Genomic DNA, 22,808 nt, shown 5'->3' on the forward strand with positions numbered 1-22,808 from the left:
TCAGGAGCCCTCCCTTGCCCTCATTTCCCCCCAGCGCCAATGACCTGTTGACTCAACTGACCACCGGCCCGTCCTTGCGCGAAGTCGCGGCCGCCACCCTGCGCTCGAGCGTGCGCGAGCTGTACCCGGATCTCGCCATCGACCCCGACCTGACCACGCTGGTGACGCCAGGCTGGCGGATCACGGCCGGGGCGATCCTGCCCGGTGCCCCGACACTCCAGTCGCTGACCGGCGCCTTGTGCCGCAGTGCAACATCCGGCGTGCCAGTGACGTGGCTCGACGGCGAGCACTACCTGATCTATCAATCCGCCGCCGGGCCGAACGTGCATCTGCCGGTCAAAGTGGACGCCATCGGCCGTCTGATCAATGAGCTGGCACCGCTGCTGCGCGTCGCCTATCAAGAGCAACAACTCGCGTATTGGAACGAGAACGACCACCACAAAGGCCCGCGCTGGCGCACCTTTGCCAATGCCTTGCGGGCGATCTGGAATGTCGACAGCGTGGAAGGCTGGGACGAGGATGAATGCAATATGGCCAGGGCGGTGTTCCACACGCCGGATTCCGCCCGGCGTTTGCCCCAGGACAAATACGCGACCAAGGCCTATCTGATCGACGTCGACCTGGAGCACGCCACACAGGTCAAACACCTCAACCTGTCGGCGCTGGCGGTGCTGGTCGGGCGCCTTGGCGAGCGTGACATCATCCTCAGCTATTCGATCGCCGACGGGTACGCCTCCTTCAAAAGCCTGAAGGCGTTTGGCGATTCCCTGCGCATTCGCGTCACCACTGCACAGGCGGCCAAGCTCCACTGGCGATTGTTCCAGCCTGCCGGGGACTTTTTCGAACAGCAGGCCTGTGCGTTTATTTCCTTGCAGATTCAGGCGATCGGCGCAATCGCGTTCGATAGCGATGAGCTGATCCCGGCCATGGCGCACGACAAGCCGACCAGCGAAATCGCCCCGCGCGCGCCGCTCGATCAAGACAGAATCGACTGGGTGCATGGCGCCTTGCCCGACTGGATACTCACCGCATCCCCGTCGGATCAGGCCACCTACGGGCGCTACATGATGGACCTCGCGGCCCTGCACCTGCAGCATGCGGGTAAAGCCTTCGATGACGGGATCAAGCACATCGGCGATTTTGCCCTGGATGCGATCCACACCCTGATGATCAAGGACCACCCCGGCGTGGCCCGCACCACGCTGGACAACGTGCGGATCAGCGTCACCAGCGTGCAGGTGTGGGGCACCCTGATCGTGCCGGGAAACATCCAGACCCAAACCTTTAGCCTGGCCGAGCTGGCCCTGGAAAACCTGATCGCCTTGCCCTTGGGCAACAAAACCGTCCGTTATGAAAACGCCAGCGCCGTACCCGCCTGGATGACGGCGGCCTACCTGGAGCAGTTGATTACCCAGGCGAACATTGGTGAGCACTACCCGGCGCTGGTCAAACGCATGTTGCTCGACGACCCTGCCGAGTCCTTGCGCCGGCAACGTCTCTACACCGCTCAATTACGCCTGCAACTACCCTTACTGGCGTTACAGTACAAAGTCCGAGGGGTCTACGGCCTCAGCGAACAGGGCTATCGCTATGTCTGCGCGGTGATGAATCCAGACAGCGCAGCGCGTGTGGTCGACGGCGCGGCGGTGGTCATCCGCCGCTTGTCCCTGCTCCCCAAACGCCGCCCGGGCTCGGCGGTCGACGTCGTCGGCAACATGTTCGTCATTGGCCCGCAAGACCCGAAACAAGGCCCCTGCCTGCTCTACCGTCCACTGTCCAACCAAGCGTTGATGCAGTTCCCGTCACCGACCAACCTGCTGTACGCGATCAAACAAGACACGCCGTTGCGCCAATCGGTCCTGGCCTGGCTGCCCGACAAGGTGCGAACGGCGTATGCGCAGTTTGTGTTTCCCGGCAGCCTGCCCTCGCCGTGGGTATTTACCAGCCTGCTGAACGACCCGCTCAACGCACTGGTGATGACCGGGCCCATCGACCTGGGCCGCGAAGTGCTGCGCAACGACGACTTCGCCACGCTGTTCCGGGCCAACGCCGACGCGCTGGTCACCCTGGCCGATCGCCAGTCGGTGTCGAACGCCGAGGCGCGCTGGGAGAGTTTCAAGCATGCCGGGTGGCTGATGCTCAATACCGCGCTGCCGTTCATGGGCCGCGCTGCGGGCGCCGCGACCTGGATCTGGCAACTGATGGATGACCTGCAACAGATGGTCGACGCCAACGAGATCGGTGACCGTTCAGCCGGGCTCTCGGCGCTGGTGGATATCTTGCTGACGCTCGGCATGGTGTTGGCGACGCACGTCGCCACGGCGCACCAGCCTGCATCGCCGCTCGAAAAACCTGGCGAACCGCCCGCATTGCCGACCCCGGAGGCCACGGTAGAAGCCGTGCAAAAGCCGGATATCGCCACAGAAGAACTGCCCGTCGACCACGAACACACCCTGCACATCAGTGGCGCCCTGAACCGCAGCGCACAGAACCTGGGGACATTCCTCGACAGTTTCGCGCTGCCCAAACCCGATCAATTGGGCGCGCAACAGACGGTGGAAGGCCCCCATCAGCATCTCTACGCCAAAACCGCACACTGGTATGCGCCGGTGGGTACACGCTGGTTTGAAGTGATGGTCGACGAAAACGACACCGTGTTGATCATCGATCCGCGCCAACCCGGCCGGCGCGGCCCGCCGCTGATCACCAATCGCCTGGGTCAATGGTTCGTCGACACGCGCTTGCGCCTGCGCGCAGGCGGCCTGCGCAGCCGCCGCAAAAAAGGCGAAGCCCTCAGGCCGCCGAAAATCACCGATTTACGCCGGCAACTGGCAACCTTCGACAGCGAGCAGGCCCAGCGCCAGCACGACATTGAAGCCCTGCAAGGCGCCATCGACAGCGCAACGGACGACACCAGAGCCGCGGCCAGAACCACCTTTCTCGAACAGGTGGATACACGCCTCAAAGAAATCGACGTACCGATTTCCCAGCTCAAATCCCTGAATATTCTCGACACGGTGCCCAACTATCAGAACGCCATGGCCGGCTACCTGGAACATCAGCTGTTTCTGGCGCGCTCGGCCATCAGCGAACAACAGGTTCCGTTTCGCGAACAACTGGAAGCCATACAGGGCCACCTCGATATCGAGGGCGTTGAAGAAGACGCCTTGCCCGCCGTTCACTATCGCACCATGTATGACGCGACACAGGCGATGGTGGAACGTTTGGGCTACCTTCAGGCACGCTTCAAGGAGGCTCGCGCCCTAGGCGCGCTCGGGGTCCGGCTGATCCAGTTGCATGAGCCGCACCTGCCCGCTTATGCCCTTGATGATCTCAAGGCGTTCAAGATCACCCTGGGCCACTTCCTGTGCGTGGCCGACGGCGAATCGGCCACGCGCGCCGACGCCAGGGAAGCCCTGCACCGTATCGTCGATGTGGCGGAGCTGGCGGTCCAAAGTTTCAGAGAGGCCCTGCAACCGCGCAACGCGGTGCCGCCGGAGCAGTTGATCGAAACCCTGGACAGCCTGATGGACCAATTCTCCAGGGTGGACCAGAACCTGGTGGATCTACCGGCCGAGTTTCCCAATGACCTCAACAAGCCCGACCTGGAAAACCTGCGCAAACAGGTGGACGAGTTCGCGCGACACGCAGAGAAACAACTGACGACCCAGCTTCGCGAACGCAGAGCCATGGAGCCTACTGCTGGCCCGTCGCGCGCCGCCCCCAGGACGAAGAAAAAATACATCAAGACGCGCTTCAAGGGGATGGTGGTCGGCGAAGAGCGTGAAAGCCCCGGCGAAGACGGCAAGACACTGGTCGACGTGAAGGAACCCCTGACCGGCAAAGTGATTGCGACCTTCCATGAGAAGGAGCCGGGGGTGTGGGTCGAACGCGAACTGACGCCCAAGCCCGCTTCCCGCAGCCAGGCGCGTAACCTGGCAAACAGCATCAGCGCCGGTCAGGCGCTGGTCGATGGGGTGAACGCCTTTATCACCAACAAGGAAGCCTGGGCGAAGGAAACCCGGCAACTGCCGGTGGAAATCGAAGAGCGCTTCCACCAGCACGCCAAAAAACTCGAACGGGCCAGCCAGGATATCGAAGAGGCGCTGACCTCCAGCAACCAGACCGAAAGCGCCTCGCCGTCAGCCGCGTTGACTAACCGCCGCCTCGATGAGGCGATCACCCAGCTTTACCGGGAAGGCAAACGGATCAAAATCGAAGTGCTCAAACGCCGACCACCGGAGGCGGCGCACGTCGAATTGCTGTTGCGCGAGGGCGCCGTGACGGTCAACCCGCCTGTCGGCCCCCGCACCCGACTGAGGGGGCGCGACAAGGGTTTCCTGCAGGAATATGCGGTGGTGGACGCCAACACCAAGCGCCCGTTGTGGTACGCGCACTTTCACTACCCCACCCTCACCGGGCCGGAAGAAGCCTACACCGCAGCCCACCTGAAGAACCGCCAGCAACGACTGATGGGCGGCCGGTTCGAACCCTTGAGCGACATCGCCGTGTACCGCAGTGAAATCGGCCTGCACCTGGCCCGCTCGCTGTTCCTGAAAGCCAAGCCGCCTCAGCCCTCAGCCTGACCTGTCCAGGCCTCGCGCAACCGCCCGAGCGCCTGGCGGATCGCCACCTCGGGCACTGCGGCAAAGCCCAGCACCAGGCCGGCGCGCTGATCGTCCGGCGGCCCGGCCTGCGCCAGCCAATAGCTGCTCAGGCCATTGACCTCCACGCCCACCGCGCGGGCCTGCGCCACCAGTTGTTGTTCGCGGGCGAGGCTGTCCACCCGCACGGTGAGGTGCAGGCCTGCGGCACTATTGGGCAGGCTGCCCACCCCCGGCAGCGCGCCCGGCCAGCCCTCCAACAGTGCGTTGCGCCGGCTGAGCGCGGCGCGGCGCATGCGCCGGATGTGTCGCTGAAAATGCCCCGCCGCCATGAATTCCGCCATCACCGCCTGGGTGCTGACCTCCGAGTGCCGCACATCCACGGCGCGGCGCTGGGCGAACGCGTCGACCAGCGTCGGCGGCAACACCAGGTAACCCAGACGCAGCGCCGGGAACGCGACTTTGCCGAACGTCCCCACATACAGCACCCGCCCGCTGCGATCCAGGGCCGCCAGCGGGGCCAGCGGCGCGCCGCTGTAACGGTACTCGCCGTCGTAGTCATCCTCGACGATCCAGCCCCCGCTGCGTTCGGCCCAGGCCAGCAACTCCAGGCGCCGGGCCAGGCTCATGACCACGCCCAAGGGGTACTGATGGGACGGGGTGACATACGCCAGGCGGCAGTTGTCGAGGCGGTTCAATACGCTGCAGTCGATCCCCTCACTGTCCACCGCCACACCCTGCAGGTGCGCACCGGCCAGGGCGAACGCATGACCGGCGGCGCGGTAGCCGGGATTTTCAATCGCCACGCTATCGCCGGGGCTCACCAGCAACTGTGCACAAAGGCTAATTGCTTGCTGTGCGCCACTGGTGATCACAATTTGCTCAGCCGTGCATTGCATGCCCCGCGAACTGCGCAGGTAAGCGGCGATCAGCCCGCGCAATCGCTCGTCCCCGGCCGGGTTGCCATAACACAGGAGTTCGAGGTCCGGCTTGCGCCAAAAAGCCGCATTCAGCTTGGCCCAGACGTCAAAGGGGAACAGATCGAAGGCCGGCACCCCCACCCGGAACGCCCGTGGTGGACCGGTGGGCGGCAGGGGCAAATGGTTGTTTTCGAGGCGATCCAGGGCCGCGCTGTGGATAACTTTTTCACGCGGAATATCGGCCTTTTTAAGGTCGATTGTGGATAAGGCTGGGGATAAGCCTGTTGATAACCCTGTGGACAGTTTTGTGGATAGTTTTTTTGAGCTGGGCAGTTGGGCGACATAAGTCCCGTCGCCCACCCGGCTTTGCGTGAAGCCCTCGGCATACAGCTGATCGTAGGCGCGTACCACGCTGTTGCGCGAAATCGACAACGCCGCGGCCAGGTCGCGTGTGGCGGGCAAGCGCGTGCCGCTGACCAATCGCCCGTCCAGCACCCGTTGGCGCAAGGCTTCGTACAGCTGGCGGGTCAGCCCCTGACGACGATCCAGCTCGATTCCCGCAGGGTTGAACGACAGCGGCGGCGCAGGGGGCGACATAGGCAGGCTCCGGAATTGGACCTATAAAATGGGTCCTAGATGGCTCTTACAACGAACCATTAGCCTGCCTAGGATGCAGGCATTCGCCAAGGAATACTTTCATGTACACACCGCGCGCCTTCGCCCTCGACGATTTACCCGAACTGCAGCAACTGATCCAGCACACACGCCTGGCGCAGGTGGTGACCATGGGTGAGCACGGCCTGCAAGCCAGCCACCTGCCACTGCTGCTCAACCCGGACGAAGGCCCGAACGGTACGCTCTACGGCCACCTGGCCAAGGCCAACCCGCAGTGGCACGACCTGCAGAACGGCGGCGAAGCGCTGGTGATTTTTGCCGGGGCCGACGCCTATGTCAGCCCGGCGTTTTACCCGGCCAAGGCCGAGCACGGCAAAGTGGTGCCCACCTGGAATTACCTGGCGGTGCACGCCTACGGCACGGCCGACGTGTTTACCGACGCCGAGCGCCTGCTCGGCGTGGTCAGCGCCCTCACCGACCGCCACGAAGGCCGCCGCGCCCAGCCCTGGAAAGTCAGCGACGCGCCGGCCGACTACATTGAAGGCATGCTCAAGGCCATCGTCGGTTTCGCCTTGCCCATCGAACGCCTGATCGGCAAACGCAAACTCAGCCAGAACCGCAGTGCCGCCGACATCCAGGGCGTGCGCGCAGGGCTGGCCGCCAGCCTCGACGTGCGCGACCAGACCCTCGCCCGTTTCATTCCTCAAGGAGCCCCAGAATGAGCCCGATCGACATCCGCCCGGTCACTGCCGCCGACCACGCCGCCTGGCTGCCGCTATGGCAAGCGTATTTGCAGTTCTACAACACCGAGCTGCCGGACGCCGTCAGCCAGAGCACCTGGCAACGCCTGATCGACGCACGCGAGCCGACCCATTCCGCGCTCGCCTGGCAAGACGGCAAAGCCGTGGGCATGGTCAACTTCATCTACCACCGTTCCAACTGGAGCATTGAAAACTCCTGCTACCTGCAAGACCTGCTGGTGGACCCGGCCCAGCGCGGCAGCGGGGTTGGCCGCAAATTGATCGAATTCGTCTACGCCACGGCCAAAGCCGACGGCTGCTGCAAGGTCCATTGGCTGACCCACGAAACCAATGCCACCGCGATCCAACTGTACGAACGCATTGCCGAACGCCCTGGTTTCATCCAATTTCGCAAAGGTCTTTAAGGAGCGCAGCATGTCCACTTCTCTCGCCGACTGGCAAGGCGTCCCGGCGCCCACGGTGCAACTGCTCGAAGGGCGTTTCATTCGCCTGGAAAAACTCGACCCGCGACGCCACGCCGACGGTCTGTGGCAAGCCCTCGAAGGCCCCGGCGCCGACCCCAAGCTGTGGGACTATTTGCCGTATGGCCCGTTCAGCGACCGCGCCGCGTTCGATGCCTGGCTCGACAACCATGCCCAGCACAACGAGCCGTATTTCTTCAGCGTGATCGACCGCGCCAACGGCGACGTGCAGGGCATCCTCAGCCTGATGTCCATCGTCCCGGCCCACGGGCGCATCGAAATCGGCCACGTCACCTTCGGCGCGCCGATGCAGCGCTCGCCGAAAAGCACCGAAGCCGTTTATCTATTGGCCAAGCATGCGTTCGAGCTGGGCTACCGCCGGCTGGAGTGGAAGTGCAACAACGGCAATGCCCGCTCCAAATATGCCGCCGAGCGCCTGGGGTTCAGTTTTGAAGGGGTGTTCCGCCAGCACATGGTGGTCAAGGGGCAGAACCGGGACACGGCGTGGTATTCGATCCTGGACTCGGAATGGCCGCCGATCGGGGCAGGGTTTGAGCACTGGCTGTCGGAAGCCAACCAGGCAGGTTCGGGGCAATTGAAAAGCCTGGCGGAGTGCCGCGCCTAAATCCCACAGACAGCGCAGGAGCAGAGTGTGGGGCTTGCCCCACACTCGGTCGTCAGTGCCATCCGTACCGGGTGTCAGTCGGCAAGCTGCTCGGCCAACACCGCAATATGCTCCGGGCCGATCCCGCAGCAACCGCCCAAATGGCTGGCGCCGCGCTTCTGCCAATCGGCCGCCCATTGCAGGTAGCCCGGCGGGTCGAGGTCGTCGCGCAACGGGTCGAGGCCGTCGTTGGCCGTGGCCTCCTTGGGCTGCGGCGGGAAGGCGTTGGCGTAGGCACCGATCTGGATCGCCACCCCCAGGCGCTCGAAGGTCTGGCGTGCCGCGTCAATCGCCGCGCCAATCACTTCCGGCTGGCTGCAATTGAACAACAGCACCTGCACCCCCAACTGCGCAGCCGCTTCGGCCGCCTCGGCCACCGGCTCGCCGGAACGCAGGCGCGGCACCTCGTCGGTGTCTTCGTCCTTCAGGGTAAACGACAGCCAGAACGGCTTGCCGTCCGCCGGCAGACCCGCACGGATGGCCCGCGCCTCGACGATCGAACTCTGAGTTTCCGCCAGCCACAGGTCAACATAGGGCGCCAGGCCGGTCACCAAGGGCGTCAGCAGCTCGCTGACCCGATCGGCTTCAAACAGGTCGGGCCGATAAGAACCAAACAGCGGCGGCAGGGAACCTGCCACACGTACCGCTTGGCCGGATGCCACCACCGCACGCCGCGCCAGTTCACCGGCCAACGCCGCCAGGGCCTGGCCCTCGGCGGCAAACCGCGCTTCGCCGATATGAAACGGTACGACGGCGTAGCTGTTGCTGGTGATCACGTCGGCACCGGCCTGGATGTAAGCCGCGTGTACCGCTTCCACCGCCTGCGGCGCTTCACTCAACGCCAGCGCCGACCACTCAGGCTGCCGGAACGGCGCACCGCGGCGTTGCAGTTCGCGGCCCATGCCACCATCGAGAATTACTGTGCGTACTGCGGCCATATGCTTTTTACTCATAAGCTTATGAAAATAACTCACTATGAGAGTCGCTCTTATAACTATTTAATACGGTAAATTCGCTTCATAACAACTTCTTTTTTATTCGGGTGCCTCTCTTGAAACTCAAACCGCTACTGGCCCTGGGCCTGACCATGCTGGCTGCCTCCACCCAAGCCTTCGGCGGTGCAACCCTGGACCGGGTTGAGCAAAACCACGAATTGGTCGGCGTGCTGATGGAAAGCTACCCACCCTTCTCGTTCCTCAACGAGCAGAACCAGCTCGACGGTTTCGACGTTGACGTGGCCAAGGCCGTCGCGCAAAAACTCGGCGTGAAACTGCGCCTGGAGACCCCTTCCTGGGACGTGATCGCCGCCGGTCGCTGGAGCGGGCGTTACGACATTTGCATCTGCTCGATGACCCCAAGCAAGGCCCGCGCTGAAGTGTTCGACTTCCCGGTGGAGTACTACGCCTCGCCTGCGGTGATCGTGGTCAATGCCAAGGATGAGCGCATCCACGGCGCCAAGGACCTGAGCGGCAAGAAAGTCGGCCTCACCAGCGCCTCCAGCTACGAGAGCTACCTGAACAAAAACCTGGTGATCGAAGGCGCCGAAGACACCCAACTGCAGTACCCGTTCGAGAACGTGCAGATTGCCCCCTACGACACCGACAACGTGGCCTTCCAGGACCTGGGCCTGGGCGCCGGTGTGCGCCTGGATGCGATCCTCACCAACCTGGTCACCGCCCAACCGCGCCTGAGCCAGGACAAGCGCTTCAAGCTGGCCGGCGAAGCGCTGTACGCCGAGCCCAACTCGGTGGCCATCGAAAAAGGCGACCCGCAGTGGGACAGCAAAGTGCGTGAAGTCTTCGCACAGCTGAAACAGGACGGCACCTTGAGCAAGTTGTCGCAAAAATGGATCGGTGCCGACATCAGCCAATGACCGCACTCCCCACTCCGCCCAAGCCGCCGACAAGCGCGTCGCGACTACAGCGACTCTTCGGTTTTCGCACGCGCCTGTACCTGACCTGGGCCGCGCTGTTTTGCCTGTTCGCCAGTTTCTTCCTGAGCTTTGACCTGAAGTTCTCGATCATCCTCGACAAGCTGCCCAATCTGGTCGGCGTGCACCTGGCGCCCAACGGGTTTCTGCAAGGCGCGGCGCTGACCTTGTTCCTGTGCCTGTGCTCGATCGCGGCTTCGTCGGTACTGGGCTTTATCACCGCCCTGGGGCGCCTGTCGAAAAGCGCGGTGGCCTTTGGCGTCGCGAGTTTCTATGCCTCGTTCTTTCGCGGTACGCCGCTGCTGATCCAGATCCTGCTGATCTATCTGGGCCTGCCGCAACTGGGCCTGGTGCCGGGCGCCATCGTCGCCGGGATCATCGCGCTGTCGCTGAACTACGGCGCCTACCTGAGCGAGATCTTCCGCGCCGGCATCCTCGGCGTACCCCACGGCCAACGGGAAGCCGCCCTGGCCCTGGGCATGCGCGACAGTGCGATCTTCTGGCACGTCACCCTGCCCCAGGCCATGCGCACCATCGTCCCGCCCGCCACCAACCAGTTCATCTCAATGCTCAAGGACTCGTCCCTGATCTCGGTGATGGGCGTGTGGGAAGTGATGTTCCTCGCGCAATCCTACGGCCGCTCCAGCTATCGCTATATCGAAATGCTTACCACGGCGGCGATCATTTACTGGGTGATGTCCCTCGGCCTGGAACTGATCCAGGCGCGCATGGAGCGGCATTACGGCAAGGGGTATGTGCGACGGGGGTGAGGACTTAGTCATCCCACTCGCGACGCACCTTGACCACGCCCATCTGTAAACCAAAGGGGCGGAACACGGCGTTCAGCGATTTCAGGGTTTGATTGCCCTCGCCGTGTTCGATATGCACCAGGGTACGCACGGAAATCTTGCACATCTTGGCGAACTGGCTTTGGTGCAGGCCAGTGACTTCGGTGCGCAGGCGGCGCACGGCTTCGCCAATTGCAAGGGAACCGTCAGCCAGCCCCTGTTCGACACGTTCGATTAACAGGGCGCGGGCATCCAGGGTAATGGTCATTTCAGCCCCCATTGCTTCAGACGCATGTCCAGTTTCCCCAACGGGACGCTGGGGTGGTTCAAGGTGACCGCTGGCAAACCGCCTGCAGCCAAGATGTCCGGCAGAGCTCGCAAGTGTTCGGCGTCTTGTCGCAGCCGCTCAAAACTTTGCTCAGGGTCAATAATCTCGGCCAGTGCATCGCAGACCCCTCGCCAATTGATATCACCTGCCACTTCCAGCGCTTTGGGCCACTTGGTCGTTCGGGTAACGCCCTCGGCATCCATCACCATGGGGGCCAAGTCATAAATCGGCGCCAGACGCAGAGAGTCGGTACCTCGGATGATCGACATATTTCGCCCGTGGTTATCCGAGTTACCCAACACCTTGTTCAACAGGTCTCGGCGTAGGTACTCCGCAACCAGATCGGCAACCTGCTCTTCTTGCCCAACCGCGCGCCATTGATTCACCAGCAGTCTGATCACCTCAAGATGATCCATGTAACTGCCAGGCGTCGTCACTCCCGCCAAGGAATAAATCGACTCAACGGCCAATCGTTCGACACCGGCGTTACTGATCTTGCGATCGAAGCGGTGCATCCAAAGGCTCGGCTTGGTGGCCTCTTCCAATGCCAGCCCTTCTGCACCCACCGTCTCGATTCCCAGGACCTGAAGTGCTCTGTAATAGTGGTATTCACTTCTCAGGATGTCTTGATCATTCTGGGTCGCCTGGTTACGTGCGAACTTGATAAACCAATGTTGGGTAACCTCGGCATCGTTCAGGGTAGCGTCCGGGTACAGCAAGCCATCAGCATTCTGCGTCATCAACAGTTTCGGAGCCTCACCGCCCGCGCCCGTTGCCCCGCCGATTGCCGCGCCTTGTTCATAGGCATATTCCAGAAAGCTGTTATCGCGGTTGATCACTTCCCGACGAGGAAAACCAATCGGTGCGGTACCGTCCAGTGCCTGCACGGATTCCTTGACCCGCATATGGCCAATGGGGGCCGGCGTACTGCGACCCAGTAAAAACAAATCGGTACTGACGCCCTCCGGCCTCTCGTGGCCGATACGGCTCATCAAAGAACGCTTAGCCGCCCCTGCCGGTGCAATATCGTGCAAAAAAGCAGGCGCTTTCTTGAGAACCGCAACATCCCACTCCAGTGGAAACCGCGCACTGACAGATTTGGAAAAAGGCAATCGGACAGCGTCCAGGTTATCGACTAGATAATCCTGTCGATAATGAAACCTGCAAGGTCCATCAAAACCCTTTTCAGGCTCCGAGAACTCCAACCGCATAGCGTCACGCCAATGACCAGCGGTGAAAATCTGCAGTATCAAAGAGTAGGTCGTTTCCATCTGCATTTAAGTGCACCTGGCAAGCAATGTTCGGGACGCGTACTGCAATATAGTGCATTTCCCGCTCAGCAGATGACCAGATTTACGCATTAAAATGCATTTGTACCGCCAGAATTAATCTAAAAATGCATTTTAATGCAAATGAGATAGCCATTTATCCTGTCGCGGACAAAGCCCGATGCGTTTTTAATCGCACCGCACTAGAGACAACTCCCGCAAACCAGGGGTCGAGAGCCTGACAGTTATCGCCCCGCTATCTCGCTAAATTTCCGGCCTCATTCATCAGAGGTTGGGATCACATGTCCTTTACACACCAACGACTTGCACTTGTCATGGCGCTTGCGATCAGCGCCGCCAGCCTTCAACACGCTCAGGCGCGGGGCGATATCGAATACCGGCCGTATCATTTCCAACCCTATGACGCGCTTGATGCTGAGTGGGCCGACGTGTCGCCTGAAAAAGCCGAACCCATCGACGGTTACCTCACTGGGCAAGCCACCACGCACAATGGCCTGCAGCTCGCCAAGGCCCTGGAGCCCGCGCTGGTTCAATTGCTGGAGTCCGGCGAACTGACCTCCGAACAAATCAAAGAACTGGAGAAGTTCGCCGACGCGCTGACCAAGCAGCCCGGCGGCATCGGCGCGGCCCTTGAGCAATTGGCCGCCAGCCAGAACGCCAACCTCGCGGCCGCGACCCAGAACACCACACAGCAACTGAGCACCCAACTGCTGTCGGTCCTGCGCAGCCTGCCCGCCGACGACGCTGGCCACTTCTGGGTGCAAAGCCTGGGCAACGACGGCACGCTCGACAAAAAAGCCGGCAGCGCCGGTCTGAAACATGGCACTCAAGGCTTGTTGCTGGGTGCCGACTGGGCGCTGGACCACGCCTGGCGTGTCGGTGTGATGGGGGCCAAATCCAGCAGCAAACTGGATGCCCAGCGCTTTTCCGCCGACCTCGACAGCTGGCACCTGGGCGGCTATGCCGTGCGTCAGGACGGCCCGTTGGCCCTGCGCCTGGGAGCGATCTACAGCAGCCATGACGGGCAGAACAAGCGCAGCGTCAAGCTGCTCGATTACACCGAGCAGCTCAGGGCCAATTACAACGCCAACAGCCAAACCGTCTTCTCCGAAATGGGCTACCAATTGGGCACTGCGGATTTGAGCGTGGAACCCTTCGCCGGCCTCGGCTACCAGCGCTATCACCGCGATGGTTTCAAGGAGCGGGGTGGCCTGACCGCGCTGAACGTCGGCTCGCAAAACCAGCAGAATCTGAGCAGCACTTTCGGCCTGCGCCTGGCGTCGCTGTATCGGTTCGATAATCAGATGACCCTGACACCCCACCTCAGCACCCACTGGAAACACCTGTACGGCGACGTCGACAGCCAGGTCCGCCAATCCTTTCGCGTTACGCCGGGGCTGATGGACGACTTCACCATCCAGGGCACGTCGCTGGACCGCGACAGCCTGAACGTCCGAGCCGGCCTGGACCTCGCACTCTCGCCGCAACACACCGTGGGCCTGACCTACGCCAGCGAAACAGGCAACCATAGCCGCAACCAGGGCCTGATGGGCCAATGGCAAATGCGGTTCTGACCCCACGCTGCGCGCCGGCCAAATTGCACGCGAAAAAAAGGGGAGCACCTGCTCCCCCGAGGATTAAGCGGTAGTGTCGAAGGCTGGATCAGCCTTCGATTTCAATCAGGATTTCGCCAGGGTTGACCCGGTCGCCCTTGGCCACGTGAACGGCGGTCACCTTGCCGGCAATCGCTGCCTGCACTTCGGTTTCCATCTTCATCGCTTCAGTAATCAGCACCGCCTGGCCGGCCTTGACCACGTCGCCTGGCTTGACCAGCACGTCGACGATATTGCCCGGCATCGTGGTGCTCACATGGCCTGGCTCGGTGGCTTGCTTGCGCTTGCTGCCGCCACCGCTGACGAACTCGTTGAGCGGTTCGAACACCACTTCTTCGGGCATGCCGTCGATGGACAGGTAGAAGTGACGCTTGCCTTCAGCCTTCACGCCAACACCGGTGATGTCGACGCGGTAGCTTTCGCCGTGGACGTCGATGACGAACTCGGTCGGTACGCCTTCGCCACCGACACGGGCCACGCCGCCGGCTTCCGGGATCGGCAGCAGCACTTCAGGGGTGAGGGTGCCGGCGTCGCGTTCTTCGAGGAACTTGCGGCCAATGTCCGGGAACATGGCGTAGGTCAGCACGTCCTCTTCAGATTTGGCCAACGCACCGATTTCACCGCGCAGCCTGGTCATTTCCGGCTTGAGCAGGTCGGCCGGGCGCACGTCGATCACGTCTTCGCTGCCGATGGCCTGGCGACGCAGTTGCTCGTTCACCGTGCCCGGCGCTTTGCCGTAGCCGCCTTGCAGGTAGAGTTTCACTTCGTTGGTGATGGTCTTGTAGCGCGTGCCAGCCAGCACGTTGAAGAACGCCTGGGTGCCGACGATTTGCGAGGTCGGGGTGACCAGCGGCGGGAAGCCCAAGTCTTCACGCACCCGTGGGATTTCAGCCAGCACTTCGCCCATGCGGTTGAGTGCGCCCTGCTCTTTGAGCTGGTTGGCCAGGTTGGAAATCATCCCGCCCGGCACCTGGTTGACTTGCACACGGGTGTCGACCGAGGTGAATTCGCTTTCAAACTGGTGATACTTCTTACGCACGGCATAGAAGTACAGGCCGATTTCCTGCAACAGTTCCAGGTCGAGGCCGGTGTCGAATTCGCTGCCTTTCAGGGCGGCGACCATCGACTCGGTACCTGGGTGGCTGGTGCCCCAGGCGAAGCTGGAGATAGCGGTGTCGATGTGGTCGGCACCGTTTTCGATGGCCTTGAGTTGGCACATCGCGGCCAAACCCGCCGTGTCGTGCGAGTGGATGAACACCGGCAGGCTCTGCTCGGCTTTCAGCGCCTTGACCAACTCGCCAGTGGCATACGGCGTCAGCAGGCCAGCCATGTCCTTGATCGCCACCGAGTCGCAACCCATGGACTCCATTTGCTTGGCCTGGGCCACAAACGCGTCGATGGTGTGTACCGGGCTGGTGGTGTAAGCAATGGTGCCCTGGGCATGTTTGCCAGCGGCTTTGACCGCTTCGATGGCCACACGCAGGTTACGCACGTCGTTCATCGCGTCGAAGATGCGGAACACGTCGATACCGTTGACGGCGGCCTTGGCGACGAAGGCTTTGACCACGTCGTCGCTGTAGTGGCGGTAGCCCAGCAGGTTCTGGCCGCGCAGCAGCATTTGCAGGCGCGTGTTAGGCAACGCGGCGCGCAGTTTGCGCAGGCGCTCCCACGGGTCTTCTTTCAGAAAGCGCACGCAGGCGTCGAAGGTCGCGCCGCCCCAGACTTCCAGGGACCAGTAGCCGACTTGGTCGAGCTTGTCGCAGATCGGCAGCATGTCTTCGGTGCGCATGCGGGTGGCCAGCAACGATTGGTGAGCGTCGCGCAGGATGGTGTCGGTGACAAAGATCTTCTTGCTCATTGTTATATTCCTCACAGGCCTGCGTGGGCGGCGATGGCGGCGGCGATGGCCAGGGCCAGCTCTTCGGGTTTGCGCTTGATCGAGTAGTTGGTCAGCTCAGGGTGGCTTTCCACAAAACTGGTGTTGAACTGGCCGCTGCGGAATTCCGGGTTGCGCAGGATTTCCTGGTAGTAGGCGGCGGTGGTTTTCACGCCTTGCAGGCGCATGTCATCCAGGGCACGCAAGCCACGGTCCATGGCTTCTTCCCAGGTCAACGCCCACACCACCAGTTTCAGGCACATGGAGTCGTAGAACGGCGGGATGGTGTAGCCGGTATAGATCGCCGTGTCGGTGCGCACGCCGGGGCCGCCGGGCGCGTAATAGCGGGTGATCTTACCGAAGCTCGGCAGGAAGTTGTTCTTCGGGTCTTCGGCGTTGATCCGGAACTGCAACGCAAAACCACGGTGCTGGATGTCTTCCTGCTTCACCGACAGCGGCAGGCCCGAGGCGATGCGGATCTGCTCGCGAACGATGTCGATCCCGGTGATTTCTTCGGTGATGGTGTGTTCCACCTGCACCCGGGTGTTCATCTCCATGAAGTACACCTCGCCCTCGGCGAGCAGGAACTCCACGGTACCGGCGTTCTCGTAGCCCACGGCCTTGGCCGCGCGCACCGACAGGTCGCCGATGTAGGCGCGCTGTTCAGGGGTCAGTTGCGGGCTCGGGGCGATTTCGATGAGCTTCTGGTTGCGGCGCTGGATCGAGCAATCGCGCTCGAACAGATGCACCACGTTGCCAAAGCTGTCACCGAGGATCTGCGCTTCGATGTGCTTGGGGTTGACGATGCATTTTTCCAGGAACACTTCCGCCGAACCGAAGGCCTTGGTGGCTTCGGAAATCACACGCGGGAAGGCTTGCTCCAATTCTTCGCGGCTGTTGCAACGACGAATGCCGCGACCGCCGCCACCGGAGGTGGCCTTGAGCATCACCGGGTAACCGATGCGGTCGCCTTCGACGAGGGCTTCGGCGATGTCGGCGACGTTGCCTTCCGTACCGGGAGTGACCGGTACGCCGGCCTTGATCATGCTGCGGCGCGCTTCGGTCTTGTCACCCATGCGGCGAATCACTTCCGCCGATGGACCGATGAATTTAATCCCACGTTCGGCGCAAATGTCCGCCAATTCGGCGTTTTCCGACAGGAAGCCGTAACCAGGGTGCAATGCATCGCAACCGGTTTCCACGGCCAGGTTCACCAGCTTGCGCGGGTTCAGGTAACCGGCCAGGGGCTCGGTCCCGATGCTGTGGGCCTCGTCGGCACGCTTGACGTGCAACGCGTGGCGGTCGGCGTCGGAATAGACCGCGACCGAGCGAATGCCCATCTCGGCGCACGCACGCACGATTCGGACGGCAATTTCACCACGGTTGGCGATCAGGATCTTTTTTATCACTTGGAAATTCCCTTGAGCCGATTGCTGCGTTCTTCGACCCGCTAGACTCAGGTCGGCGCGTGACTAAATGTTTCAAGCCAGTCGCGAGACACACACTAAGCCCGTTGAGGGATTAACAAAAATCAATAATTATTGGGTTGTGCATAAGTAAAGACTTATAGTTGGTCGATTGGACGCGACCGGGGGCTTTAAAAAATGCGTAAGTCATTGATGAGGCTGACATTACGTCAACTGCAGATTTTCAATGAAGTGTGCGATTTGCGCTCCTACAGCCGTGCGGCTGAGGAAATGTCCCTCACCCAGCCGGCCGTTAGCCTACAGATTCGCCAGTTGGAAGAGCTGATCGGCCAGCCACTGTTCGATTACGTCGGCAAGAAGCTCTACATGACCGAGGCGGCAGAAGCCCTGCAACGGGCCAGCCGCGATATTTTCGGGCGCCTGGAAAACCTCGATATGCAGTTGTCGGACATGCAAGGCTCGCTGCAGGGTCAGTTGAAACTGGCGGTGGAATCCAGCGCCAAGTACTTCGTGCCGCACCTGTTCGCCGCGTTCAAGCGCCTGCATCCGGAGGTGCAATTGCATCTGACGGTGGTCAACCGCGCCCAAGTGATCCGCCGACTGTCGGACAACCGTGACGACCTGGTGATCATGTCCATGGTGCCTCAGGACATGGGCCTCGAATTCCTGCCATTCCTCAACAATCCGATTGTCGCCGTGGCGCCGCCCGACCACCCCTTGAGCCTGCAAGGACCGCTGCGCCTGAAAGACCTGGAGCCTTACACGCTGCTGCTGCGCGAACCGGGCTCCGGCACGCGGCTGGCGTGCGAGGAATACTTCAAGGAAAAACGCGTGCACTTCACCCAGACGGTGGACGTTGCCTCCGCCGAGGCACAGCGTGAGTGTGTGGTGGCAGGGCTAGGCGTGGCCTTGTTGACGCGCCACGCCCTGAACCTGGAACTGGCCACCGGCGGGCTCAAGGAGCTGCCGGTGGAAGAACTGCCGCTGTACCGCAGTTGGTGCCTGGTGCAGGCCAAGGCCAAGCGCCTGTCACCGGTGGCCCATGCGTTCCTGGGCTTTATCCGCAGCGAGCGGGTGCAGATCAGCGCGCTGGCTGAGCGCTTCGCTGGGCAGCCGCGGGTGCCTGCCAGTGCAGTTCCGGGTAGTCCGTGAGGCTTTGCAGCAATTGGCGTTGATCACAACGGTCTTCGATTGCGCGACGGAACGCCATGCGGCGCTGGTCTTCCTGCTGACGACGGGTCTTGACGGAGCTGTTGCTATCTTCGTAGGGCCGGGCCATTTGGAGTCTCCCAATGCGAGTGCGGGGAGTTCAGGATGGGCGTGGGGGATGACGGTTTGGCGGCGCAAGGATGACAGGACGATGAATCTTCTGGACAGGTAAGCAATGCAAATGTGGGAGGGAGCTTGCTCCCGATAGCGGTGGATCAGTCGATTGGATGTCGACTTCACTCCGTCATCGGGAGCAAGCCCCTCCCACATTTGGATCGCCGTGTGGCGCTTAGTCGTCGAGGGCTTTGACGGACTTGGGCGAGAGACGCAGGCTGCGCAAGCTGCGCTTGACGCTCTTGAGGTGGTTGACCAGGCTCGGCCCGCGCGCCATGGCCACGCCCATCGCCAGCACGTCAATCACCACCAGGTGGGCGATGCGCGAGGTCAACGGCGTATAGATTTCGGTGTCTTCGTGCACATCGATCGCCAGGTTGACCGTGGACAGTTCCGCCAACGGCGTCTGGCTCGGGCACAGGGTGATCAGCGTGGCGCCGCTTTCACGCACCAGGTTGGCGGTGATCAGCAAGTCTTTGGAGCGGCCGGACTGGGAGATACAGATGGCCACGTCGCTCGGCTTCAACGTCACGGCCGACATCGCCTGCATGTGCGGGTCGCTGTAGGCCGCCGCCGTCAGCAGCAGTCGGAAGAACTTGTGCTGGGCATCGGCCGCAACCGCACCCGACGCACCAAACCCGTAGAACTCGACACGCTGGGCCTGGGACATCGCCGTCACGGCCTTTTGCAGCTCCACCGGGTCGAGCTTCTCGCGCACTTCCATCAGGGTGTGCAGCGTGGTGTCGAAGATCTTGAGGCTGTAGTCAGCGACGGAATCGTCTTCGTGAATCGCAAACTGGCCGAAGCTCGCGCCGGCGGCCAGGCTTTGGGCCAGTTTGAGTTTCAGGTCCTGGAAGCCGGAACAACCGATAGCGCGGCAGAAGCGCACGATGGTCGGCTCACTGATGCCCACGCTGTGGGCCAGGTCAGCCATGGAACTGTGCATTACGGCCGCAGGGTCAAGCAGCACGTGGTCGGCAACCTTGAGTTCCGATTTGCGTAACAGGTGGCGCGACTGGGCGATATGTTGCAACAGGTTCAAAGGACAGGACTCTTGTTGTTGGCCAATGCCAGGGATGTAGCAAGTTTGTAGTTATACTACAAGAATTGCCGTTTTGCCCGTCCGATGCATCACTAAATCGCCCTGCTGCCCTTTGAATCTAAGGGCAGCCAAGTTGTAGCCACAAAGGCTGAAGGCACGTCTCTAGGAAAAATCTGCATTTTTTCGTAACAAATCTGCCAGCCCTTCGGCCTCCATCGGCCGACTGATCAAGTAGCCCTGCACCTCGTCGCAATGCTCCCCCCGCAGGAAATCCAACTGCTGCTGATCTTCCACCCCTTCAGCCACCACCTTGAGCGCCAAACCGTGGGCCATGGCGATGATCGCGCGGGTAATGGCCGCGTCTTCCCGCCCCTGGCCGAGGCCGCGGATAAAGGTCTGGTCGATCTTCACGTAGTCCACGGGGATGCGCTTGAGGTAACTGAGAGACGAGTAGCCGGTACCGAAATCGTCGATGGCCAACTTCACCCCCAGGTCGCGCAGTTGCTGGAAGGTGGCGATGATGTGCTCGACACTGTCGAGCAACTGGCTTTCGGTCAGCTCAAGCTCAAGGTATTGCGGGTCCAGGCCGGTTTCTTCCAGCACCTGGCGGACCAGACTGACCAGCTTGCCTTGACGCAGTTGATGCACCGACAGGTTCACCGACACGCGTATCGGCGCCAGCCCCTGACGCTGCCACTCACAGGCCTGCCAGCAGGCCTGGCGCAGGACAAATTCGCCCAACGGCACGATCAGCCCGGTTTCTTCGGCCAGACCGATGAAGTCGCCCGGCGGCACCATGCCCCACTGCGGATGCTCCCAACGAATCAACGCCTCGGCGGCGTTCAGCTTGCCGGTGGCCAAACACAATTTCGGTTGGTAGAACACCGACAACTGATGCTCGTCGAGGGCCTTGCGCAACTGGTTTTCCAGCTGCAAACGCTCCAGGGTGCTGGCTTGCAGGCTGTCGGTGTAGAACTGGAAATTATTCCCGCCCAGGTGCTTGGCGTGTTGCATGGCCATGTTCGCCTGGCTGACCAACGCCGAAATTTCCCGCGCATTATCCGGGAGCAGGCTGACGCCCATCGAGGCGCTGACCACCAACTCATGCCCTTCCACCGTCACCGGCACGCGCAACTTGGCGAGCAGGCGCGTGGCCACCCGCGCCAGGCTTGAGAGGTTGCCGTAGGCATCGAAGAGCACAGCGAACTCATCCCCGGACAAACGCGCGATGGTGTCGGCTTCGGGCAAGGCGTTGATCAGTCGACGCGCCATTTTTTGCAACAATTGGTCGGCGACATCATGACCCAGGCTGTCGTTGAGCAACTTGAAACGGTCGAGGTTGATATGCAGCAACGCCAGGCTACGCCCACCTTGCCGCACCCGCTGATGCGCTTCGCGCAGCCGTTCACGAAACAGCGAGCGGTTGGCCAGGCCGGTCAACTCGTCATAGTGCGTGAGGTAGCGCATGCGCTCCTCGGATTCACGCCGCGCCGATAGATCGGCGAAGAAGCCCACGATATGACTGACGTTTCCTCGAATATCGCGCACCACGTTCAGTTGCAGCCACTGCGGGTACAGCTCGCCGTTCTTGCGCGTTTCCACCAGCTCGCCCTGCCAGGTGCCGTGACTGAGCAGCGCCTGGCGGATGACCGGGAAGTGCCGCCGGGCATCGCGGCTGCACGGCAGCTCCACCACATTGCGTCCGAGCATGTCGTCGATATCAAAGCCGGTGACCCGACTGAAGGCCTGGTTGACGGCGAGCAGCGCGTAGTCCGGGTCCAGGATCACAATACCTTCGCTGGCCGCTTCGAACACGGTCGAGGCCAGCCGCTGCTGTTCTTCCAACACTTTGCTCGCGCTGATGTCGCGGCGCGTGCCGAGCATGCGGGTCACGCGACCGCTACGCGAACGCTCCACGGCGCGGCCACGGTCTTCGATCCACACCCAATGACCATCGCCATGGCGCACCCGGTATTCCACCAGATAATCCTCGCTGCGGCCCTTGAGATGCTCCACCAGGGCACGCTTGAGCAGCGGCAAGTCGTCGGGGTGCAGGCGCGGCTTGAGGTGGCTGAGCATCGCCGTGACGTACTCGGGCTCCAGGCCGAACAGTTCCTTGAGCTGGGTATGGTGGACTTCGTCGGTTTGCAGGTTCCAGTCCCACAGGCCCAGTTCGCTGGCTTGCAGCGCCATCGCCAGGCGCGCTTCGCTTTTGTTCAGGGCCAGGCTGGCGGCGTCCAGCTCCTGGCTGCGTTGTGCCACGCGGTCCTGCAGGCCGATTTGCGCTTCACGCAGTTCCTGCTCGACCTGGCGGCGCTGCTCGACTTCGCGCACCAGGTCCTGATTCAACTGTTCACTGCGCTGCTGCGCCTGTTGCAAATGCTCGATCAGCGCCTGGTTTTGAAAGCGCCGCAACAGCCCGTGCTGGATCAGGCGGTTGACCTGCCACGCCACCACACTCAAGGAGCCCAGCAGGATCAGGCCGAGCACACCCCAGCCCTGTTGCTGCGCGGCGCCGTTCCAGAAGAGATAGACAATGGCCGGCACCAGGCACGGCAGCGCAAATGACAGGAACGCCGACAGGCTCACCGCGTAGGCGACGCTGGCGGACAACGTCGCCGCGCCGATCAGGCCGAACACCCAGGCCTGCTGCGTAAAGCTGTCCGCCGGCACCAGGGCGATGGCGGCGATGGCCAGGGTCAGGCCGCTGGCAGCCGAGCCGAGCATGAACATGCGCCGCCAGATCGGCTGGGCCTGGCGACTGGGCATGGCCGAATCGAAGGCGGCCACCTGGATCACGCGCAGCGCGACCAGCGCCAGCAGCCAGACCAGCCAGATGCTGTCGAGCAGGTAGTGTTTAGGGTTCCAGATCAGCCAGGCGCAGACCAGGCCGTTGACCAGCATCAACAAGGTCGGCAGCAGCGAACCCTGGTAGAGCAGGCGCGTGCGTTCCACCGCCATCTCGGTGGCGTAATGGTTACGGATAACCTGCGCGGGCGCCGCCGTGAGGCCAAACAGGTCGGTGCTAAGGGTCATAGGCAGTGTTCTTATAATGGTGAGCCCGAAACGTCGACGGAGCATACACAAGCAAGCGCTCGGGCCAAACTGCTCCGCGTCATAAAAACCACCGGGGCGTGCCGCGCAAACCTTTGGGCCAGACAGCTTGA

At 62.0% G+C, this 22,808-nt stretch carries 17 protein-coding genes; 8 read left to right on the forward strand and 9 right to left on the reverse strand.

Features of this window, described 5'->3' with window-relative positions:
* Positions 1-14 precede the first annotated feature (14 nt).
* Entirely contained in the window at positions 15-4,586 is a 4,572-nt protein-coding gene (locus J2Y83_RS28565; protein ID WP_253400176.1) for a dermonecrotic toxin domain-containing protein, read from the forward strand.
* Here J2Y83_RS28565 and J2Y83_RS28570 read toward each other — a convergent pair.
* Complete coding sequence (locus tag J2Y83_RS28570) at positions 4,571-6,121, reverse strand: PLP-dependent aminotransferase family protein (protein ID WP_253400177.1); 1,551 nt, start codon at positions 6,119-6,121, stop codon at positions 4,571-4,573. The two genes, J2Y83_RS28565 and J2Y83_RS28570, sit on opposite strands and share 16 nt — an antisense overlap.
* Positions 6,122-6,222: 101 nt before the next feature.
* Between J2Y83_RS28570 and J2Y83_RS28575 the strand changes: the two genes are divergently transcribed.
* Genes J2Y83_RS28575 through J2Y83_RS28585 form a run of 3 tightly spaced genes read left to right on the forward strand, consistent with a single transcriptional unit; the run spans position 6,223 to position 7,986 of the window.
* On the forward strand, positions 6,223-6,861 hold the full coding sequence (locus J2Y83_RS28575) for an FMN-binding negative transcriptional regulator (RefSeq protein ID WP_253400178.1): 639 nt from the start codon (positions 6,223-6,225) through the stop codon (positions 6,859-6,861).
* The gene (locus J2Y83_RS28580) at positions 6,858-7,304 is read left to right on the forward strand and encodes a GNAT family N-acetyltransferase (RefSeq protein ID WP_253400179.1); all 447 of its coding nucleotides are present in this window, start codon (positions 6,858-6,860) and stop codon (positions 7,302-7,304) included. Before J2Y83_RS28575 ends, J2Y83_RS28580 begins: the two co-directional genes overlap by 4 nt.
* A gap of 10 nt (positions 7,305-7,314) precedes the next feature.
* Complete coding sequence (locus J2Y83_RS28585; RefSeq protein WP_253400180.1) at positions 7,315-7,986, forward strand: GNAT family N-acetyltransferase; 672 nt, start codon at positions 7,315-7,317, stop codon at positions 7,984-7,986.
* Between the two features lie 74 nt (positions 7,987-8,060).
* On the opposite strand, the gene J2Y83_RS28590 is transcribed toward J2Y83_RS28585, so the two are convergent.
* Positions 8,061-8,963 (reverse strand): homocysteine S-methyltransferase family protein, encoded by a 903-nt coding sequence (locus J2Y83_RS28590; RefSeq protein WP_253400181.1) that lies wholly within the window; start codon positions 8,961-8,963, stop codon positions 8,061-8,063.
* Between the two features lie 113 nt (positions 8,964-9,076).
* Here J2Y83_RS28590 and J2Y83_RS28595 point away from each other — a divergent pair, with 113 nt between their 5' ends.
* Positions 9,077-9,898, forward strand: a complete 822-nt coding sequence (locus J2Y83_RS28595; protein WP_017850025.1) for an ABC transporter substrate-binding protein — start codon at positions 9,077-9,079, stop codon at positions 9,896-9,898.
* Positions 9,895-10,725: an amino acid ABC transporter permease gene (locus J2Y83_RS28600; RefSeq protein WP_253400182.1), complete on the forward strand. Its 831-nt coding sequence runs from the start codon at positions 9,895-9,897 to the stop codon at positions 10,723-10,725. The genes J2Y83_RS28595 and J2Y83_RS28600 overlap by 4 nt, the downstream gene beginning before the upstream one ends.
* A gap of 4 nt (positions 10,726-10,729) precedes the next feature.
* On the opposite strand, the gene J2Y83_RS28605 is transcribed toward J2Y83_RS28600, so the two are convergent.
* Positions 10,730-11,011 (reverse strand): helix-turn-helix domain-containing protein, encoded by a 282-nt coding sequence (locus J2Y83_RS28605; protein ID WP_017850027.1) that lies wholly within the window; start codon positions 11,009-11,011, stop codon positions 10,730-10,732.
* Positions 11,008-12,348: a type II toxin-antitoxin system HipA family toxin gene (locus tag J2Y83_RS28610; RefSeq protein ID WP_253400183.1), complete on the reverse strand. Its 1,341-nt coding sequence runs from the start codon at positions 12,346-12,348 to the stop codon at positions 11,008-11,010. The genes J2Y83_RS28605 and J2Y83_RS28610 overlap by 4 nt, the downstream gene beginning before the upstream one ends.
* A 293-nt stretch (positions 12,349-12,641) precedes the next feature.
* On the opposite strand from J2Y83_RS28610, the gene J2Y83_RS28615 reads away from it, so the two are divergent.
* A complete protein-coding gene (locus J2Y83_RS28615; RefSeq protein WP_253400184.1) occupies positions 12,642-13,934 on the forward strand; it encodes an autotransporter outer membrane beta-barrel domain-containing protein in 1,293 nt (430 codons plus the stop codon).
* An 88-nt stretch (positions 13,935-14,022) separates the two neighbouring features.
* Here the strand turns inward: J2Y83_RS28615 and oadA are convergent, their stop codons facing one another.
* The gene (gene oadA, locus J2Y83_RS28620; RefSeq protein ID WP_253400185.1) at positions 14,023-15,831 is read right to left on the reverse strand and encodes a sodium-extruding oxaloacetate decarboxylase subunit alpha; all 1,809 of its coding nucleotides are present in this window, start codon (positions 15,829-15,831) and stop codon (positions 14,023-14,025) included.
* A gap of 11 nt (positions 15,832-15,842) precedes the next feature.
* Positions 15,843-17,258 (reverse strand): acetyl-CoA carboxylase biotin carboxylase subunit, encoded by a 1,416-nt coding sequence (locus tag J2Y83_RS28625; protein ID WP_247405728.1) that lies wholly within the window; start codon positions 17,256-17,258, stop codon positions 15,843-15,845.
* Between the two features lie 195 nt (positions 17,259-17,453).
* On the opposite strand from J2Y83_RS28625, the gene J2Y83_RS28630 reads away from it, so the two are divergent.
* Complete coding sequence (locus J2Y83_RS28630) at positions 17,454-18,428, forward strand: LysR family transcriptional regulator (RefSeq protein WP_253400186.1); 975 nt, start codon at positions 17,454-17,456, stop codon at positions 18,426-18,428.
* Here J2Y83_RS28630 and J2Y83_RS28635 read toward each other — a convergent pair.
* From J2Y83_RS28635 to J2Y83_RS28645, 3 genes are all read right to left on the reverse strand, one after another.
* Positions 18,358-18,555 (reverse strand): PA3496 family putative envelope integrity protein, encoded by a 198-nt coding sequence (locus J2Y83_RS28635; RefSeq protein WP_253400187.1) that lies wholly within the window; start codon positions 18,553-18,555, stop codon positions 18,358-18,360. The two genes, J2Y83_RS28630 and J2Y83_RS28635, sit on opposite strands and share 71 nt — an antisense overlap.
* A gap of 219 nt (positions 18,556-18,774) precedes the next feature.
* Positions 18,775-19,641 (reverse strand): transcriptional regulator HexR, encoded by an 867-nt coding sequence (hexR, locus tag J2Y83_RS28640; protein WP_003213447.1) that lies wholly within the window; start codon positions 19,639-19,641, stop codon positions 18,775-18,777.
* A 162-nt stretch (positions 19,642-19,803) separates the two neighbouring features.
* Positions 19,804-22,677: an EAL domain-containing protein gene (locus tag J2Y83_RS28645; protein WP_253400188.1), complete on the reverse strand. Its 2,874-nt coding sequence runs from the start codon at positions 22,675-22,677 to the stop codon at positions 19,804-19,806.
* Positions 22,678-22,808: the final 131 nt, after the last annotated feature.

Source organism: Pseudomonas marginalis (genome assembly GCF_024169655.1).
Classification (GTDB): domain Bacteria; phylum Pseudomonadota; class Gammaproteobacteria; order Pseudomonadales; family Pseudomonadaceae; genus Aquipseudomonas; species Aquipseudomonas paraveronii.